Source organism: Paenibacillus faecalis (assembly GCF_900289175.1).
In the GTDB taxonomy this organism is placed as follows: Bacteria; Bacillota; Bacilli; order Paenibacillales; family Paenibacillaceae; genus Paenibacillus_AQ; species Paenibacillus_AQ faecalis.
On record NZ_LT985747.1, the window covers coordinates 2159809 to 2175600 of the forward strand.

13 protein-coding genes, 1 pseudogene and 1 riboswitch are annotated in these 15792 nt (G+C 46.7%); of the genes and pseudogenes, 13 read left to right on the forward strand and 1 reads right to left on the reverse strand.

Translation table 11 applies throughout. From position 1 onward, the window contains the following. Positions 1 to 804 precede the first annotated feature (804 nt). The 11 genes and pseudogenes from C8268_RS10270 to C8268_RS10325 all read left to right on the forward strand — a co-directional run bounded on the left by C8268_RS10270 (position 805) and on the right by C8268_RS10325 (position 11855). On the forward strand, positions 805 to 2247 hold the full coding sequence (locus C8268_RS10270; RefSeq protein WP_106767572.1) for a pyridoxal phosphate-dependent decarboxylase family protein: 1443 nt from the start codon (positions 805 to 807) through the stop codon (positions 2245 to 2247). A 617-nt stretch (positions 2248 to 2864) separates the two neighbouring features. Further along, a riboswitch (cyclic di-AMP (ydaO/yuaA leader) is annotated at positions 2865 to 3014 on the forward strand. Between the two features lie 417 nt (positions 3015 to 3431). Continuing rightward, positions 3432 to 4286, forward strand: a complete 855-nt coding sequence (ehuB, locus tag C8268_RS10275; protein ID WP_106767573.1) for an ectoine/hydroxyectoine ABC transporter substrate-binding protein EhuB — start codon at positions 3432 to 3434, stop codon at positions 4284 to 4286. Position 4287: 1 nt separating this feature from the next. Next, positions 4288 to 4941: an ectoine/hydroxyectoine ABC transporter permease subunit EhuC gene (gene ehuC, locus C8268_RS10280; RefSeq protein WP_106767574.1), complete on the forward strand. Its 654-nt coding sequence runs from the start codon at positions 4288 to 4290 to the stop codon at positions 4939 to 4941. Between the two features lie 3 nt (positions 4942 to 4944). Further along, complete coding sequence (ehuD, locus tag C8268_RS10285) at positions 4945 to 5607, forward strand: ectoine/hydroxyectoine ABC transporter permease subunit EhuD (RefSeq protein WP_106767575.1); 663 nt, start codon at positions 4945 to 4947, stop codon at positions 5605 to 5607. A gap of 12 nt (positions 5608 to 5619) precedes the next feature. Then, positions 5620 to 6465, forward strand: a complete 846-nt coding sequence (gene ehuA, locus C8268_RS10290) for an ectoine/hydroxyectoine ABC transporter ATP-binding protein EhuA (RefSeq protein WP_106767576.1) — start codon at positions 5620 to 5622, stop codon at positions 6463 to 6465. A gap of 32 nt (positions 6466 to 6497) precedes the next feature. Then, positions 6498 to 7010, forward strand: a complete 513-nt coding sequence (gene ectA / locus C8268_RS10295; RefSeq protein WP_106767577.1) for a diaminobutyrate acetyltransferase — start codon at positions 6498 to 6500, stop codon at positions 7008 to 7010. Positions 7011 to 7026: 16 nt separating this feature from the next. Then, positions 7027 to 8313: a diaminobutyrate--2-oxoglutarate transaminase gene (gene ectB / locus C8268_RS10300; protein ID WP_106767578.1), complete on the forward strand. Its 1287-nt coding sequence runs from the start codon at positions 7027 to 7029 to the stop codon at positions 8311 to 8313. Positions 8314 to 8315: 2 nt separating this feature from the next. Then, entirely contained in the window at positions 8316 to 8708 is a 393-nt protein-coding gene (locus C8268_RS10305; RefSeq protein ID WP_106767579.1) for an ectoine synthase, read from the forward strand. Positions 8709 to 8722: 14 nt separating this feature from the next. Beyond that, positions 8723 to 9631: an ectoine hydroxylase gene (gene thpD / locus C8268_RS10310; RefSeq protein WP_106767580.1), complete on the forward strand. Its 909-nt coding sequence runs from the start codon at positions 8723 to 8725 to the stop codon at positions 9629 to 9631. A gap of 569 nt (positions 9632 to 10200) precedes the next feature. Beyond that, positions 10201 to 10365, forward strand: a pseudogene (locus tag C8268_RS23145) (LysR family transcriptional regulator); the annotation flags it as partial. 257 nt (positions 10366 to 10622) lie between these two features. After that, entirely contained in the window at positions 10623 to 11855 is a 1233-nt protein-coding gene (locus C8268_RS10325; RefSeq protein ID WP_106767582.1) for a carboxylate--amine ligase, read from the forward strand. A 320-nt stretch (positions 11856 to 12175) separates the two neighbouring features. Here the strand turns inward: C8268_RS10325 and C8268_RS10330 are convergent, their stop codons facing one another. Further along, positions 12176 to 12700, reverse strand: a complete 525-nt coding sequence (locus C8268_RS10330; RefSeq protein WP_106767583.1) for a hypothetical protein — start codon at positions 12698 to 12700, stop codon at positions 12176 to 12178. A 508-nt stretch (positions 12701 to 13208) separates the two neighbouring features. On the opposite strand from C8268_RS10330, the gene codB reads away from it, so the two are divergent. Continuing rightward, positions 13209 to 14486: a cytosine permease gene (codB, locus tag C8268_RS10335; protein WP_106767584.1), complete on the forward strand. Its 1278-nt coding sequence runs from the start codon at positions 13209 to 13211 to the stop codon at positions 14484 to 14486. After that, positions 14455 to 15723 (forward strand): cytosine deaminase, encoded by a 1269-nt coding sequence (locus C8268_RS10340; protein ID WP_106767585.1) that lies wholly within the window; start codon positions 14455 to 14457, stop codon positions 15721 to 15723. Before codB ends, C8268_RS10340 begins: the two co-directional genes overlap by 32 nt. Positions 15724 to 15792 lie beyond the last annotated feature (69 nt).

The following is a 15792-nucleotide window of genomic DNA, read 5'->3' on the forward strand; positions in this document are numbered from 1 at the left end:
ATACTTGTTGGGTGAGTGAAATCTAATCTAAGGAGGAGTTATGAAATTACTATCTAGAATTTTGTTTTTAATATCCTTGATTATTTTAGTTATTTATTCATTTGACTTCATAGAGAGTAATAATCGAGCACTTCTAATTAGCTTTATTATAGGATTTATAGCTACATTTATTTCAACATTTTTTGTTAAAAATGATATACTTAACACTTTTATTAGATGGATATCAGTTGTAATTGTAATCAGCATTTTAGCGTATGTATTGATATTTGGAGTTATATGGTCATTCTCAAAAAGGCCATAATATTTTGTATATAGGAAAACACCAACTATTTAGGTTGGCGTTTTTCGTTTTATATTATTTATTGATTTTCTCGCTGTAATCTCCATAAATATTCTCGCTAACAAAGGGTTAGTAATTAGATGACACCTACATATTAGGCGGTATTCCTATTCAATCCAACAAAGAATTATATACCCCTATTGTTATTCAAGCCAAAGCGTAAAGGCAATATCATCTTCGAGGAAAGTTTATATAAGAAAATATGAGTCAGATATCCGTGATGAATTTACAAGCAGCGGTCAGAAAATTTACTGTACTAACATAGCTACTGTAGATGAATCATTCGTAACAATATCAACCGATGGAGGAAAGGTCATGCTGACCCTAAAAAGCATCTTTCTGAGAAAAAGAGATTGTATCGAATATTGCGGTTTTAATCCAAAAATGCATATACTCGAGTTCGGCGAGTGTATAATCTGAATCAGCAATGAAATATTTAAAGATGAAGGGAGATACAATTTCGCATGATGAAGCATAGTTCAATTCTTAATTTTGATTCAGATGAACGCATAGACATTGGAACCTATCTTTTGGAACAAATCAATGACTATATGACGAACATACATGAAATTCCTATCTCACCTGAACTAAACGTGGATTCAGTTAAAGCACACGCGCTTAAATTATCTTTTGAGCATCCCGTCAACGCGCGCAAGGCGATTGATCATATCTTGGAAGGATTAAGGCAATACCAGGTGCATACACCACACCCGCGATATTTTGGACTGTATAATCCGCGGCCCAATTTCATGGGAATTTTGGCAGACACGATTACTGCAGCATTCAATCCGCAGCTTGCAGCCTGGAGCCATGCGCCTATAGCGGTCGAAGTGGAGAACTATGTATTGAAAGAGATAGCTTCAAAATTCGGTTATTCAGCTGAGACAGCAGATGGGACATTTACAACGGGGGGAGCGGAAGCAAATCTTACAGCCGTATTGACCGCATTAACACATCATTTTCCATCTTATGCTAAAGAGGGGCTAAGGTCGCTCCCCGTTCATCCCGTCATGTACGCCTCTGCTGAAAGTCACCACTCCCTGGTAAAGGCAGCGCGTTCCAGCGGACTAGGTACAGATTCCCTTCGTATTATTAGAACGGATTCTGAAATGCATATTGATGTTCGTGCGCTTCATCATCAAATTCAAGTGGATCGTGATGCTGGATACACTCCTTTTCTCATCATTGCGACGGGTGGAACGACTGGTGCCGGAGTAATTGATCCTATTAACGAAATAGCAAATCTGGCTGAACGTGAGCAACTGTGGTTACATGTGGATGCCGCGTATGGTGGAGCAGCCGTATTTGTACCAGAACTACGAGATCTACTTCATGGTATTGACCGAGCTGACTCCATAACCTTCGACGCGCATAAGTGGATGTCAGTCCCAATGGGGGCGGGAATATATATCACACGACATAAGGACATCTTACATAAAGCATTCAGTATCACGGCAGACTACATGCCGAAAGAAGGGGCTGATCTGGATGTTATTGATCCATTTACCCATTCGATTCAATGGTCTCGAAGATTTATCGGTTTAAAAGTATATTTATCGCTTGTAACGGCTGGTTGGGAAGGTTATCATAGCATATTGCAACACCAAACAGAGATGGGAAATCTATTGCGTCGGGAGCTTGGTCGTTCAAACTGGAAAGTTGTCAATGATACCGTATTGCCTGTCATATGCTTTACAGATCCCGATATCCAGTCAAAGAGCCAATCGCATTTCACATCATATATATGTCAAGAGGTATTGCGTTCAGGACAGGCATGGATTTCAGTATACGAAATAAATAAGGTTTCAGTTCTTCGGGCCTGTATTACGAACTACGATACAACAGAGGATGATATTTTAGTATTGATTCAGTTGCTGAATGGAGCAAGAGCAAAGTATTTAGAATAAACATCTGAGGAGTGAACAAGCTTTCATGTAATTTGGCAGGTATTACAGTATAGCCTATATGTACTGGTGAAAAGTGCGGCATGCGAATTAATGAGTCGGTGAAAGTAATGGGCGAAAATAGAGTTTTTGAACGAATGCAGAGATTTATGTTGTCATAGGCTATGAATATTATTCTAGTCGGACCTGACCACTTGTTTTCTCTATCCTTCACTTAGTAAACAGTCTGTAATGGTTTTCAACATTTCAGCTGTTTCTCGATAAAGTTTACAGTCCGCTCTATACCATTACGGGTCTGAAATTAAGACAAACATCAGGACTGTAATCAGCTTATGGGAAAAATTTTTTTCATTGGCGAATCGGAGGCTTCTTGAACGGTTTTCTTGTCAATAGTTCATTACATGAATGATTAATGGGATGAACTTTAAAAGGAAACACGCGATATCCCTAGCTGTTAAGCGGATTATACGTAATTGACAACATGGTGAAATCAGCCTCAGAGACCCCGGATCTTCGCTGAATCCGACCATGAAATCACCTTTTTGACGGAACTGAAATGACCTTCGAAATGAGGCCGATGTACGATAAACGGGTTTGACTTTTCCTGGAATTCCTTTTATCATGAACACACGCTTAGTTTCCGGCATGCAAATGACGGAAAGCGGGGGAACCAGTTTTTATCAGGGGCGAGTCACTTGATTTCTCAAAGTGTAGGGTACCATCTTACCCGAGTCCGTCAGCTAACCTCGTCAGCAGTGGATGGGTCTTTTATACATAACCGATATTCATAAACAAAGGCCCTTTATTCTCTATAGGGGCCTTTTTCTCAATGTTGACCCCCTGCTGGCGGAGCTGTGTCCAATTCCCCTGTCCGGAGGTCTTTTTTTGCATGGACTTTTTTAATGATGTGAAGGGAGGACGACAAGCTGTAATGTGTCTTCAGCTGAATCGGTCGAGGAGAAGCGCTTTAGTAAGATCCGTAGCGAGATGCAGGAGCTCGGTCCCTTGAAACCTGACTAAAGTGTACGGGGAACAGAACATCAATATTCCCTAGTTAAATCATGCGTATACTTGGTTATTTTTATGGTGGTTTGATATAGACCAAACTGCTTTATCGAAGATTTTTTGGGTCATTATCGATAGTTTACAAGGGGTTTAAGGTGATTAGCGAAAGGTTGTGAAAGGCTTTGAAGAAAGCGATTGTGCTGGTTTTGTGTGTCATCATGGTAGTATCTTTGGCGGCCTGCGGCGATAAAGGAAGCACGCTGGAGCAAGCGATTGAGCGTGGATATGTAACGGTCGGCTTTGCAAATGAAAAGCCGTATGCCTATAAAGAGGCAAGCGGCGAGCTTACCGGCGAAGCAGTTGAGATCGCCCGCGTCATTCTGGAGCGACTTGGCATCAAGGAGATGAGAGGCGAGCTTACTGAATTCGGGTCGCTTGTTGCGGGGTTGCAAGCAGAGCGGTTCGACATGATAACGGCTGGCATGTTCATTAATCCGGAACGCTGCTCGGCAGTCTTGTTCGCCGATCCGGAGTACAGCATCGGGGAAGCGCTGGCAGTAAAGAAGGGGAATCCGCTCGGTCTCGGGAGCTATGCGGATGTTGCCAATGATGACAATGCCAAGGTCGCGGTCATGACGGGCGCGGTCGAGATCGGATATATGGAGAAGTCGGGTATTCCTTCTGAACGCATTATCCAGGTCCCTGATCAGGCTTCGGCGATTAGTGCGCTGCAGGCGGATCGCGTGCAGGCAATCACAATGACGGGACCGTCGCTGCAGGCAATGTTGGATTCCGCAAGCGACGAGAGTATCGAGCGAGTAACCGATTTTGAGCAGCCTGTCATTGACGGTGAAAGTGTGCGCAGTTACGGGGCGACCGCATTCCGGAAAGCAGACACCGAATTTCAACAGGCTTATAATACGGAACTGCAAAAAATGAAAGAATCCGGCGAGCTGCTGGAAATATTACAGCAGTTCGGATTTACGGAGGAAGAGCTGCCGGGTGACATGACAGCCGCTGCGCTCTGCGGGAAATAACATGCCTAATTCCTGGATTGATTTCCTTCCCACGCTGCTAAAGGGCGCGGAAATCACGGTGTTGGTCACAATTTTTTCCGCCATTCTTGCTATTGCCGCAGCCTTTGCGGCAGGTCTAGCCCGGTTATCCAAGCTATGGATCATTCGTACATTAGCGGCCGTTTACGTCGAGGTCTTTCGAGGGACCTCCCTGCTTGTTCAGCTGTTCTGGCTGTACTTCGCCCTTCCGTTCGTCGGCATTGAGCTTCCCAAAATGCTGGCCGCTATATCGGCGATCGGACTCAACTTCGGTGCGTATGGCTCGGAGATCGTCCGGAGTGCAGTGCTCGCAGTTCCGAAAGGGCAATGGGAGGCTTCGGTTGCACTCAATATGAAACCTTGGCAGCGGATGTTTACCGTGATTCTACCTCAAGCGACGCTAAGGATGCTGCCGCCGTTCGGGAACCAGCTGGTCGAACTGATTAAGTCGACATCACTCGTATATTTCATTACGATGGCAGATCTGACTTATCAGGCGATGGTGTTACGCAACAACTACATCGCTTGGACGACCGAAATCCTTGTGCTACTGCTCCTGATGTATTTTGTCATAGCGACGCTCATTTCGGTCGCGGTCCGGCTGCTTGAGCGGAAATTGACAGTGGGGAGGCTGTAGCGTATGTGGGATTGGAATTACGCATTGGATATTTTGCCGGAGCTGCTGCGTGGGCTCCAAATGACTGTATGGGTGACATTATGCGCATTCGTGGTGGCGCTTATCGTCGGACTGCTGCTCGCCTTTGCGGCGCGCAGCCGATTTAAGCCATTGTCCCTGATTACCAAAGGAATCATTGAGTTTATTCGAAATACGCCACTTCTTGTACAGGTCTTCTTTCTGTATTACAGCCTGCCGCTCTTGATAGGCGTCTCGATCCCCGCCTTCTATGCGGGCGTGATCGGACTTGGTCTGCATTACAGCACATACTTGTCCGAAGTGTATCGCTCGGGCATTGAAGCCGTCCCGAAGGGGCAGTGGGAAGCAGCGACGGCTCTGAATTATACAAAGGCCCAGACGTGGCGCAGCATTATTTTGCCTCAGGCAGTGCCGCCGATCATTCCGGTCCTGGGTAACTATTTGATTGTAATGTTTAAAGAAACGCCGATTCTGTGTGCGATTACGTTGGTGGAAATGATGATGACGGCCAAAAATATTGTGTCCCAGTCCTTTCGGGCTTTCGAGCCGTACACGCTGGTCGGAGTGTTGTTCCTGATCATTAGTTATATCGCGTCGCTGCTCGTTCAGAGGTTGGAGAAGCGTATGAATTTGCAGCGGGGACAATGAGGAGGGAAATCGATGAATACTGTGATAATCGATCAACAGGAAGCCTTGCCGTCAAGGTCAGAGGGAGAACCGTCAACAAAGACGCAGCCGATCGTGAGGTATAAGGGGATTACCAAATCCTTCGGCGAGCTGCAGGTGCTTAAAGGTATCGATTTGGAGATTCAGACCGGAGAGAAGGTGGCCGTTATCGGCCCGAGTGGTTCAGGGAAAACAACGATGGGTCGAATGTTGATGACACTGGAGGAGCCGACCGAAGGGACGATTGAGGTCGACGGCGAGCTGCTCTGGCATATGCAAAATAAGGAGAAGCTCGTTCGGGCGGACGAGAAACATTTGCATCGGATGCGGTGCAATGTCGGAATGGTATTCCAGCATTTCAATCTGTTCCCGCACATGAATGTGCTGCGGAACGTTGCCGAAGCTCCGCGCAAAGTGCTCGGCTTGTCCAAGGAAGAGGCAGAGGAACGGGCGGTTTCCATGTTGGGCAAGGTAGGCCTTGCCGATAAGCTGAAAATGTATCCGGCGAATCTGTCCGGGGGGCAGAAGCAGCGTGTTGCCATTGCGAGAGCGCTTGTTATGAGGCCGAAGGTAATGGTGTTCGACGAAGTAACGTCCGCGCTCGACCCTGAGCTTGTGGGCGAGGTGCTTGCGGTGATTCGGGAAATCGCCGAGGAAGGTGAGATGGCAATGTTATTGATCACGCATGAGATGGATTTCGCCAAAGAGATTGCCGACCGGGTGATCTTCAGTGCCGATGGTCGGATTGTCGAGCAGGGAACGCCGGAGGAGATTTTCGATCATCCCAAAAGTGAGCGGCTGCGCAGCTTTCTTCAGCGCTTCCGGTCCGGTGGCAATTAGACGCCCATGAAACAAGAAGGGGGAATGACACTATGGCAGTTGAAACGAGAACTGAAATCATATACCGAAAACCCGAGGCGCAGGACGGTACCAGGATCTGGGGGCTTATCCGGGACACGGGTTCGCTCGACCTGAACTCCCCGTATTGCTATATCATGCTGGGCGATTATTTCAAAGATACCTGCATGATCGCTGAGCATGAGGGGGACATCGTCGGTTTTATCTCCGCATTTCGTTCGCCGCGAAATCCGGAGACGCTGTTTGTATGGCAGGTGGCGGTGGCAGGCTCGCATCGTAGGCAGGGAATCGCCCGGACGATGTTGGAGGGCATTCTGAACCGATCGGCTTGCCGAGGCGTCCGTTTTATTGAGGCGACGGTTTCGCCCAGCAACATTGCCTCCCGCCGGTTGTTTCTCAGCTATGCGGAAGAGAAATCGATCCCAAGCACGGTAACCGTTGGTTACGGGGCTGATACGTTCCCGGATGGAACAAGCCATGAAGATGAGCCGTTATTTGTGATTGGCCCTTTTTTCAATGACATTTAAATAAATGGAGGTAAATATGAACAACCAAGTCATGGAGATGCCGAAACTTACGGTGTTTGACAAGCTGGAGTCGGAAGTAAGAAGTTATTGCCGCAGTTTTCAGACCGTTTTTGACAAGGCCAAAAACGCTAAGCTGTGGGATACCCAGGGCAATGAATATATTGATTTCTTCGCTGGAGCCGGCGCGCTGAATTATGGCCATAACAACGAGAAGATACGCCGGAAGCTGGTGGACTACATGATGCAGGATGGAGTTACGCACAGCCTGGACATGGCTACAAGGGCAAAGGAACGTTTTCTGATTCGATTTGAGGAAGTTATCCTAAAGCCGAGAGGCTGGAACCATAAAGTGATGTTTCCCGGGCCTACAGGCACCAATGCGGTGGAAGCCGCGCTGAAGATCGCGCGTAAAGTGACGGGACGCTCCACGGTACTTTGCTTCACGAACGCCTTCCACGGCATGTCATTGGGCTCACTCGCCGTAACGGGAAATACCTTCAAACGCCAAGGGGCGGGAGTGGATCTGAGCCACTCGGTATTTATGCCATATGACGGGTACTTTGGCGAGGACGTGGATACGATGGCATATATGGAAAAGCTGTTGGATGATCCCGGAAGCGGCGTGCCGCTCCCGGCTGCGGTCATCGTCGAGGCGGTTCAGGGGGAAGGCGGGCTGAATGCCGCCAGTAGAGAATGGCTGCAGCGTCTTTCAAATCTGTGCAAGGACAAGGGCATACTGCTTATCCTCGATGATATCCAGATGGGCTGCGGAAGAACCGGAACGTTCTTCAGCTTCGACGATGCGGGCATCGAGCCAGACATTATCTGCCTGTCCAAATCAATTGGCGGCTTCGGCTTACCGATGGCAATCACGCTGATGAAGCCCGAGATCGACATCTGGCAGCCGGGCGAGCATAACGGCACTTTCCGGGGCAACAACCTTGCTTTTATTGCCGCCACGGAGGCGCTCGATTATTGGGCAACGAAGGAGTTTGAGAAGGATATCAGCATTCGGGAAAGTCTGATCCGGAAGACGCTAGAGGGCGTGACAAAGGAATGCCCAGCGCTAGGCGGTGAAATCCGCGGACGGGGAATGATTCAAGGGATAGCCTTTGATAGACCGGAGCTTGCAGGCAGGTTGTCGGAAATCGCCTTTGAGAAAGGCTTGATCATGGAGACATCCGGTCCGCATGGTGAAGTGGCAAAGCTGATGCCACCGCTGACGATCGAGATAGGCACATTAAACGAGGGGTTGGAAATTTTAGAGAACAGTATTCAGCGCTTGGCTATAGAGGAGGGCTAATGATGATCGTGAAGCATTTGGAAGACATTATAGATACGAAGGACGATATCGATACTAAGACATGGAATTCTAGAAGGCTTTTGCTAGCTAAGGATGGGATGGGCTTCTCACTGCATGATACGCTGATCAAAGCCGGGACGCAGACGCTGATCTGGTATAAAAATCATGTTGAAGCTGTGTATTGCATTGAAGGCGAGGGAGAGATTGAAGTAGTCGGGGGAGAAACCTATCCGATTAGGCCCGGGATGATGTACGCTCTGGACGGACATGAAAAACATTATCTCAGAGCCCGTTCCCAGATGCGAATGGTGTGTGTATTCAACCCGCCGCTCACCGGTGCTGAAGTGCATGATGAAGAAGGAACTTACCCGCTTTTATCCTCAAATACAGACTAAGGAGATGATATGTGATGAGTAATAGCCAAGGGTCAACCTTGCAGGATAAGGAGATGGATCTGTACCCTTCGAGGCAGCATATGGAGCCTAGAATCATAAAGAGACAGGACCCCGTTGTGCATTCGGAGTGGACGCCTGATGCCGTCCTGTCGAAAGAACAGTCCGATTTCTATGAGCGTAACGGCTATTTATTCATAGAAGGGTTCTTCGATGGACAGGAACTGAGCCATTATCAGAAAGAAGCCCGGGAATTGCAAGTAACAGCGAGGTCTTCCGAGGACGAAGAGGTGATTCGGGAACCCAGCGGAAGCGAGGTTCGCTCTATCTTTGCTGTTCACAAGAGCAATCCGGTATTCCAGAATCTGTCCCGACATCCGCGATTGCTGGCGATCGTGGAGTATTTGCTGGGAGGTCAGACCTATATCCACCAGTCCCGAATTAACTATAAACCGGGGTTTACCGGGAAGGAGTTTTACTGGCACTCGGATTTCGAAACTTGGCATGTCGAAGACGGCATGCCGCGAATGAGAGCACTCAGCTGTTCCATTGCCCTGGAGGATAACTATCACTTCAACGGTCCGCTCATGGTCGTTCCGGGCTCCCATAAAGAGTTCGTGTCCTGTATTGGAAAGACACCGGACAATCACTTCAAGGATTCGCTGCGGAAGCAGGAATACGGGGTGCCGGATCATGACAGTCTGACGAGGATGGTAGAAAAAAGCGGAATTGATACTCCTGTCGGAAAAGCAGGCTCTGTCATTCTATTCGATTGCAACATTATGCACGGCTCGAACAGCAACATAACGCCGATGCCGCGCAGTAATATCTTCATAGTTTATAACAGTGTGGAGAACAAGGTCATTCAGCCGTATTCAGGACAGAAGCCTAGGCCGGAGTATATCGCCACACGTAACGCTCTATGATCAGCCTGTCTCTCATAAGCTCGATCACCGGCATCAACGCACTGTAGGTCTCGATCTTTTCGTTGCGGCTGATTTTGGTGATCAAAGGCAGTAATTGGTCCATTGAGGGTACGCGTGCTCTATAACGAATCCCGCTTTTTGGAATCAGGAATTCCAGGAAGCGGGATTTTTTTGAGAGAAGTCGGTATCTTCCGGGCGGCAAGTACGTTGGCAGTGAACGAAATGGAACGGATGTCGGGGGCTTAATGAGAAGTTTCCTACATACTGGCAGGTGCTACAGGCAAGCGTTTTAATGCTTTGGAGTGCCTTATCGAAATCTCCGTTATAGGAGGAGTTTGCACTAATATCTCCATTTTGTCCCGTCCATACCATGGCAGAACATTGTGCGGGCTCATCTTCATAAAGCTGTTTCCATCGTATTGTCGCTCCCTTTAAAATGAAAACAAACATCTAGAATCTGTTTCTTGTTGTTAGTATAAATCCGTGATACTCTCATAAAAGTAAACAGAATTCAAATGGGCAAGCAGCTCGTTTTCACAAGCGAGGGTAAACGCTTTTTAATTCATGTCCAAGTTGAACGAGGCGAGCTCGGTACTCTTCCATGGCAAATTCCAGACTTGCACGTATATACACAGATGTTATGACATAAAGACAAATGGCTTTCACCCATCATGTTATCTTTCATAGAAGTAGTAAGAGAGGTTTTGCTAATAGAGGAGGAGGTAACGCCTTGAAATGCTGAGGGAAGGAAAAGTGGGAGACTTTTTTCGGTGGAATGTTAAAATGGTATACTGTGTGCGCTTATTGATTTTGGAGTATTGGGTGCAGGAGCCCCTTCTTTCAAGATTACAAGAGAATACGATCAATAAAGAGAGAGTAACTGCGTTCTTTTTTGAGCTCATTACCCTATGGCCTTAATATAGGTATATAATATATGATATCAACAATAGTTGAAAGATATAAAAAGAAGATGTTTTAGTAAGGAGCAGATATGGGACAATTAGATTTTCTACCAATCATACTTGGAAGCGATGAAAACGCATATGGTAACGCTAGACTCATACATGAGACTTATCAAATGAAGCCGCTTCTGTTGTGCACAAGGCCGTTAATACCAACCATGAACAGTAATTTGTTTCATCTCATTCAAATCGACCGATTTGACCATGATGAAGTTTTTCCCGGAGCGCTACTATCCATATTGGAGAAACACGCTGCTCCGAATAAAAAAATTGTCGTAATACCTTGTTCGGATTACTATGCTGGCTTGTTGTCGAGGCATTATTCCAAGTTCAAAGGACTGATTGCTAATCACTTTGTTTCCGAGGAATTGCTTGATACGTTTGATACCAAGGATAAGTTTTATAAACTGTGTGAAAGTCATGGGCTGAATTATCCGAAAACGATTGTATGCGAGCCGCATGAGCGTGAAAGCGCGCTTGATGAAATGGACTTTGACTTTCCTATTGTTGTAAAGCCGGAAAACAGCAATGCTTATGAATATTTGCATAGTGATTTTGAGGGTAAGAAGAAGGTGTTTTTCTTCAATTGTAAGGACGAATACTTAAAGATGGTTAAAAGCATGAATAAGTCCGATTATAACGGAAAATTGATCATTCAAGAGTTTATACCTGGTGGAGACAATTCGATGCGAGTCATCAATAGCTATTCGGATGAGAATGGAAAAGTTAAAATGATGTGTTTAGGACAGCCCGTTCTTGAGGAATATGCACCGAAGACACTTGGAAACTACGCTGCGATTATTTCTCGTTCCGATATGGAGCTATATCAGCAGGTTAAGACTTTTCTTGAAAATATCGGTTATGTTGGCTTTTCCAATATAGACATGAAATATGACAGCAGAACAGGTAAGTATATGATGTTTGAAATTAATCCGCGACCAGGTAGAAGCAGTCTATTTGTCAGGGCAGCAGGTCTTAACATGATAAAGGCACTAATAGACAACGTTGTCTATGGCAAAGACGAAGATTGTGTATACGGAGAGAAGACAGGTCTTTGGACAAATGTTCCGAAAGTCGTATTACAAAAGTATGTCACTGATCCAAATTTATCTAAAGAAATAAATGAACTGTATAAGCAAAAAAAAGTGCTCAGATCACTTTGGTATAAAGAGGACTTAAACCTAAAACGAACCCTAAGAATTGCTAGGTATAACTACGGACATATCAAGAATTTCCGGAGCTATTTTTTTAGTAAGGAATAAGCTTCATCCTTTTAAAAAGCAGAGGCAGCCGATCAAGTTGATCGGCTGCCTTTATTTGCAGTTTAGTCATCTTATAGTTGGCGGCAGGAAACGGGGCGATTTAATTTTTTAAGATCTTTGTAAAGTCCGTCAATCGTAATAGAGTGGTAGGCGTAATCCGTTAACCGTCATCCGTTTGTACTAGGAATTCGATTTTGTTTTTTCATTTGTTTGTATCCGACAAACAATAAGCGGTTGCCCGCACTTTCCCGCCGGCCGGCAAACGCCGGCTCCAAACCTGCAAGCGGTTCTTGTTGTAGGCTTGAAGCCGGCGACTGTCGTTATTCCATATACTTCGTTGCGTCAAAAGAAATCTTCGAATGGTGATTAGCATGCTCAATCAAAGAGGACAGTTTCGTTACCTCACGTTCCTTTTTGCGAGCGGCTGCCTGATACGCTTCCGGATCATATAATGCCACATTAAACAGCGTAACAGATCCTTCGAGACCACGGCTGTTCTGGCGCTCAAGCTTCTTGCGGGAGCCGAGATGTGCAAGCTGCCCGATTTCATTACGCATTTGTTTGGCCAATTCAATCGCTTCCATGACAGTAATGTTGGCTCCGTTCCAAGAGATTGTCTCGGTTGTATTCGAGATCGCCATTAACAGATCTAGCTTTCTGAAATCGGTTGAAATCGCATCGATTTCTTCCGTAATGACATCGACACTGCGTACAGGAACCTCGGCCGTTTCTCCTTTTTCAATGATGGTACTGCTGTTATTTAATCGTTCTTGCATCAATTGATTAATCAGACGATTCATGGCTGCGCGTACAGCCAAAGCTTCCGCCATCGTAATATGACTCATAAACCAATCACCTCTTTAAAGGATACGTTTGAAATCGACAAGATAAACTATAGTAATAAAGAAGATCAATTACATATTCCTGCAACGTTATATCCTGCATTGAATTAGACGTTCCACAATAGAAAAGGTTGCTTGCTGGTTCAAAATTTATTTTTTGTGTGGAGTTTATGGAAAAGAATGTATTTCGAGAGCGCAATTTAGGATTATCCACACATGGAAAAAGAAGATTATCAACCATTGGATAATAATAACATTGACAACCGCGAGTTTTTTCAAAATAATAGAATGTAATTAAATACTGGTACCTTTAATTCAGTCCAGAGAGGCTGGCAAGGGCAGCGGATTTTATAATCACGCGTGAATCAGGGCATATCCCGTCAGGGGATGCTCTGCGTCTTCGCGCGGGTTATGATGCAAGAAAGAGGCTACTTGTCAGTTTGAGACTTGACGAGTAGCCTCTTTTTTCTGCTTTTTTGGTATCAGGACACTTTAACCTGGAGGTATTCTGATGAGTAAACAAGATCAAGAGTTTTCGTGGCAGGAAGTACCAAAAACGCAGAGAAACCATTTTTGGAAGACGTTATCCGTAATGATGGGGTTCACTTTCTTTTCGGCAAGCATGCTGGCAGGGGGGACACTCGGAGTCAGCTTGACGTTCATGGAGTTCATTGGAATCGTGCTTGCGGGCAACTTAGTGCTCGGCATCTATACAGGAGCACTGGCACATATCGCTGCCAAAACCGGTCTTTCCACGCATTTGCTGGCTAAATATGCGTTCGGTGAGAAAGGATCTTACCTGCCGTCATTCCTGCTCGGCTTCACGCAGGTTGGATGGTTCGGCGTCGGCGTGGCCATGTTCGCGATCCCGGTTGCCAAAGCGATGGGCTGGAACGTGTACCTGTTGATCTTCTTGTTTGGTCTCGCCATGACGGCAACAGCTATCTTCGGCATGAAGTCGCTCGTCATTCTCGGCTATATTGCAGTTCCGGCGATTGCCATTCTCGGCAGTTACTCCATGTTTGAAGGAGTAGACACGCTGGGCGGTCTACAAGGGCTTCTCGATTACACACCGTCGCAGAGTCTCACCGTGGCAGCAGCATTGACCATTTGTATCGGATCATTTATTAGCGGCGGAACACTGACACCTGATTTTGCCCGGTATTCCCAGACGTCTCGGCAAGCGGTAACCGCAACGGTCATTGCGTTCTTCCTGGGGAACTCACTTATGTTCCTGTTCGGCGCAGTTGGCGCCATGGCTTATAACCTGGCCGATATCTCGGAGGTCATGTTCCTGCAAGGTTTGATCATTCCCGCGATCATCGTTCTGGGGCTGAATATCTGGACGACGAACGATAACGCCCTGTATGCTTCCGGGCTGGGTTTTGCCAACATTACAAAAATTCCGAAGAAGTTTCTCGTCATTGTAAACGGCATCGTGGGTACCGCATTTGCCATGTGGATATACAACAATTTTGTCGGTTTCCTGAATGTGCTGGGCGCGGCGATACCGTCCATCGGGGCTATCATCATCGCAGACTACTTCTTTGTGAAGCGCAGAAACTATAAGCCGTTTGCCGAAATGACTTTCAAGAATGTAAACTGGATAGCATTGGTGGCTTGGGCCATCGGCGTAGCCTTCGCCCAGCTGGCTCCTGGAATAACACCATTAAACGCACTGATCGGTACCGCGGCGGCCTACACCGTGTTGATGCTGATCGTTCCTTCCAAAGAATTCAATGAAAAGGGGAAAATATATGATTATACAGAACGCAAAATTGCGGGGTAAAGAAGGTCTATGGAACATCGTCGTGAAAGACGGGAAGTTTGAGTTAATCACGCAGTCACTGGAAGCAGCTTCGAATGAGGAAGTCATTGACGTGGGCGGCTCGCTTGTACTGCCACCGTTCATCGAGCCTCATATTCATCTGGATACCACGTTGACGGCAGGCGAGCCGGAATGGAATTTGAGCGGAACGCTGTTCGAAGGCATCCAGCGTTGGTCAGAACGCAAGGCATTTCTGACGCATGAAGATGTCAAAACGCGCTCCAAAACGGCACTGAAGTGGCAGATCGCGCAGGGCATCCAGCATGTACGAACACATGTGGACGTCACCGATCCAAGCTTGACCGCAGTTAAAGCGATGCTTGAAGTGAAAGAAGAAATGGCGCCATACATTGATATCCAGCTTGTTGCTTTTCCGCAGGAAGGCATTCACTCTTACCCGAACGGTGCGGATTTGCTGGAAGAGTCGCTGAAGATGGGCGTTGACGTGGTTGGCGGCATTCCGCACTTCGAATTCACGAGGGAATATGGCGTCGATTCGATGAAGGTCGCGTTTGACTTCGCCGAAAAATACGATCGTCTCATCGACATTCATTGCGATGAAATCGATGACGAGCAATCCCGATTCGTAGAAGTCGTCGCCAAAGAAGCCTACGAACGCGGGCTTGGCTCCCGCACGACAGCAAGCCACACGACGGCGATGGGGTCATACAATGATGCATATACGTACAAGTTGTTTAGATTGCTGAAGATGGCTGACCTAAATTTCGTCTCCAATCCGCTGGTCAACATTCACCTGCAGGGACGTTTCGACACGTATCCAAAAAGAAGAGGGCTGACTCGCGTCAAGGAGCTCCAGGAAGCCGGTCTTAATGTGTGCTTGGGTCACGATGACATCTTTGATCCATGGTATCCGCTAGGCACGGGCAACATGCTTCAGGTGCTGCACATGGGTATCCATGCTTCGCAGTTGCTCGGATACGATCAAATCGTGAATTCGATCGATCTCATTACGATCAATAGCGCAAGAACGTTACATATCGAGGATGTGTACGGTATTGAAGAAGGTAAGCCTGCCAACTTCATCGTTCTAGAAGCAGAGAATGAATATGAAGCCATTCGCAAACAAGCCGGAGTGCTTTATTCGTTCAGAGGCGGCCGCAAAATCGCGGAAACGAAGCCGCGGGACACATCCATCGTTCTTGATGGCGGTTCGGAGAAGGTCACTTTCAATAAATAATCGGTTCTGGTTGATGTCCATACGCAAGACGGCACGGAAGTGTTAATTAAATTTGTAGGCGAAGCTTTT

Coding starts and splice junctions, on each gene's coding strand:
- C8268_RS10330 (WP_106767583.1), bottom strand. CDS start 12,700: ATGAGTCATATTACGATGGCGGAAGCTTTGGCTGTACGCGCAGCCATG.
- ehuC (WP_106767574.1), top strand. CDS start 4,288: ATGCCTAATTCCTGGATTGATTTCCTTCCCACGCTGCTAAAGGGCGCG.
- thpD (WP_106767580.1), top strand. CDS start 8,723: ATGAGTAATAGCCAAGGGTCAACCTTGCAGGATAAGGAGATGGATCTG.
- C8268_RS10305 (WP_106767579.1), top strand. CDS start 8,316: ATGATCGTGAAGCATTTGGAAGACATTATAGATACGAAGGACGATATC.
- codB (WP_106767584.1), top strand. CDS start 13,209: ATGAGTAAACAAGATCAAGAGTTTTCGTGGCAGGAAGTACCAAAAACG.
- ehuD (WP_106767575.1), top strand. CDS start 4,945: ATGTGGGATTGGAATTACGCATTGGATATTTTGCCGGAGCTGCTGCGT.
- C8268_RS10340 (WP_106767585.1), top strand. CDS start 14,455: ATGATTATACAGAACGCAAAATTGCGGGGTAAAGAAGGTCTATGGAAC.
- ectB (WP_106767578.1), top strand. CDS start 7,027: ATGAACAACCAAGTCATGGAGATGCCGAAACTTACGGTGTTTGACAAG.
- C8268_RS10325 (WP_106767582.1), top strand. CDS start 10,623: ATGGGACAATTAGATTTTCTACCAATCATACTTGGAAGCGATGAAAAC.
- ectA (WP_106767577.1), top strand. CDS start 6,498: ATGGCAGTTGAAACGAGAACTGAAATCATATACCGAAAACCCGAGGCG.
- ehuA (WP_106767576.1), top strand. CDS start 5,620: ATGAATACTGTGATAATCGATCAACAGGAAGCCTTGCCGTCAAGGTCA.
- C8268_RS10270 (WP_106767572.1), top strand. CDS start 805: ATGATGAAGCATAGTTCAATTCTTAATTTTGATTCAGATGAACGCATA.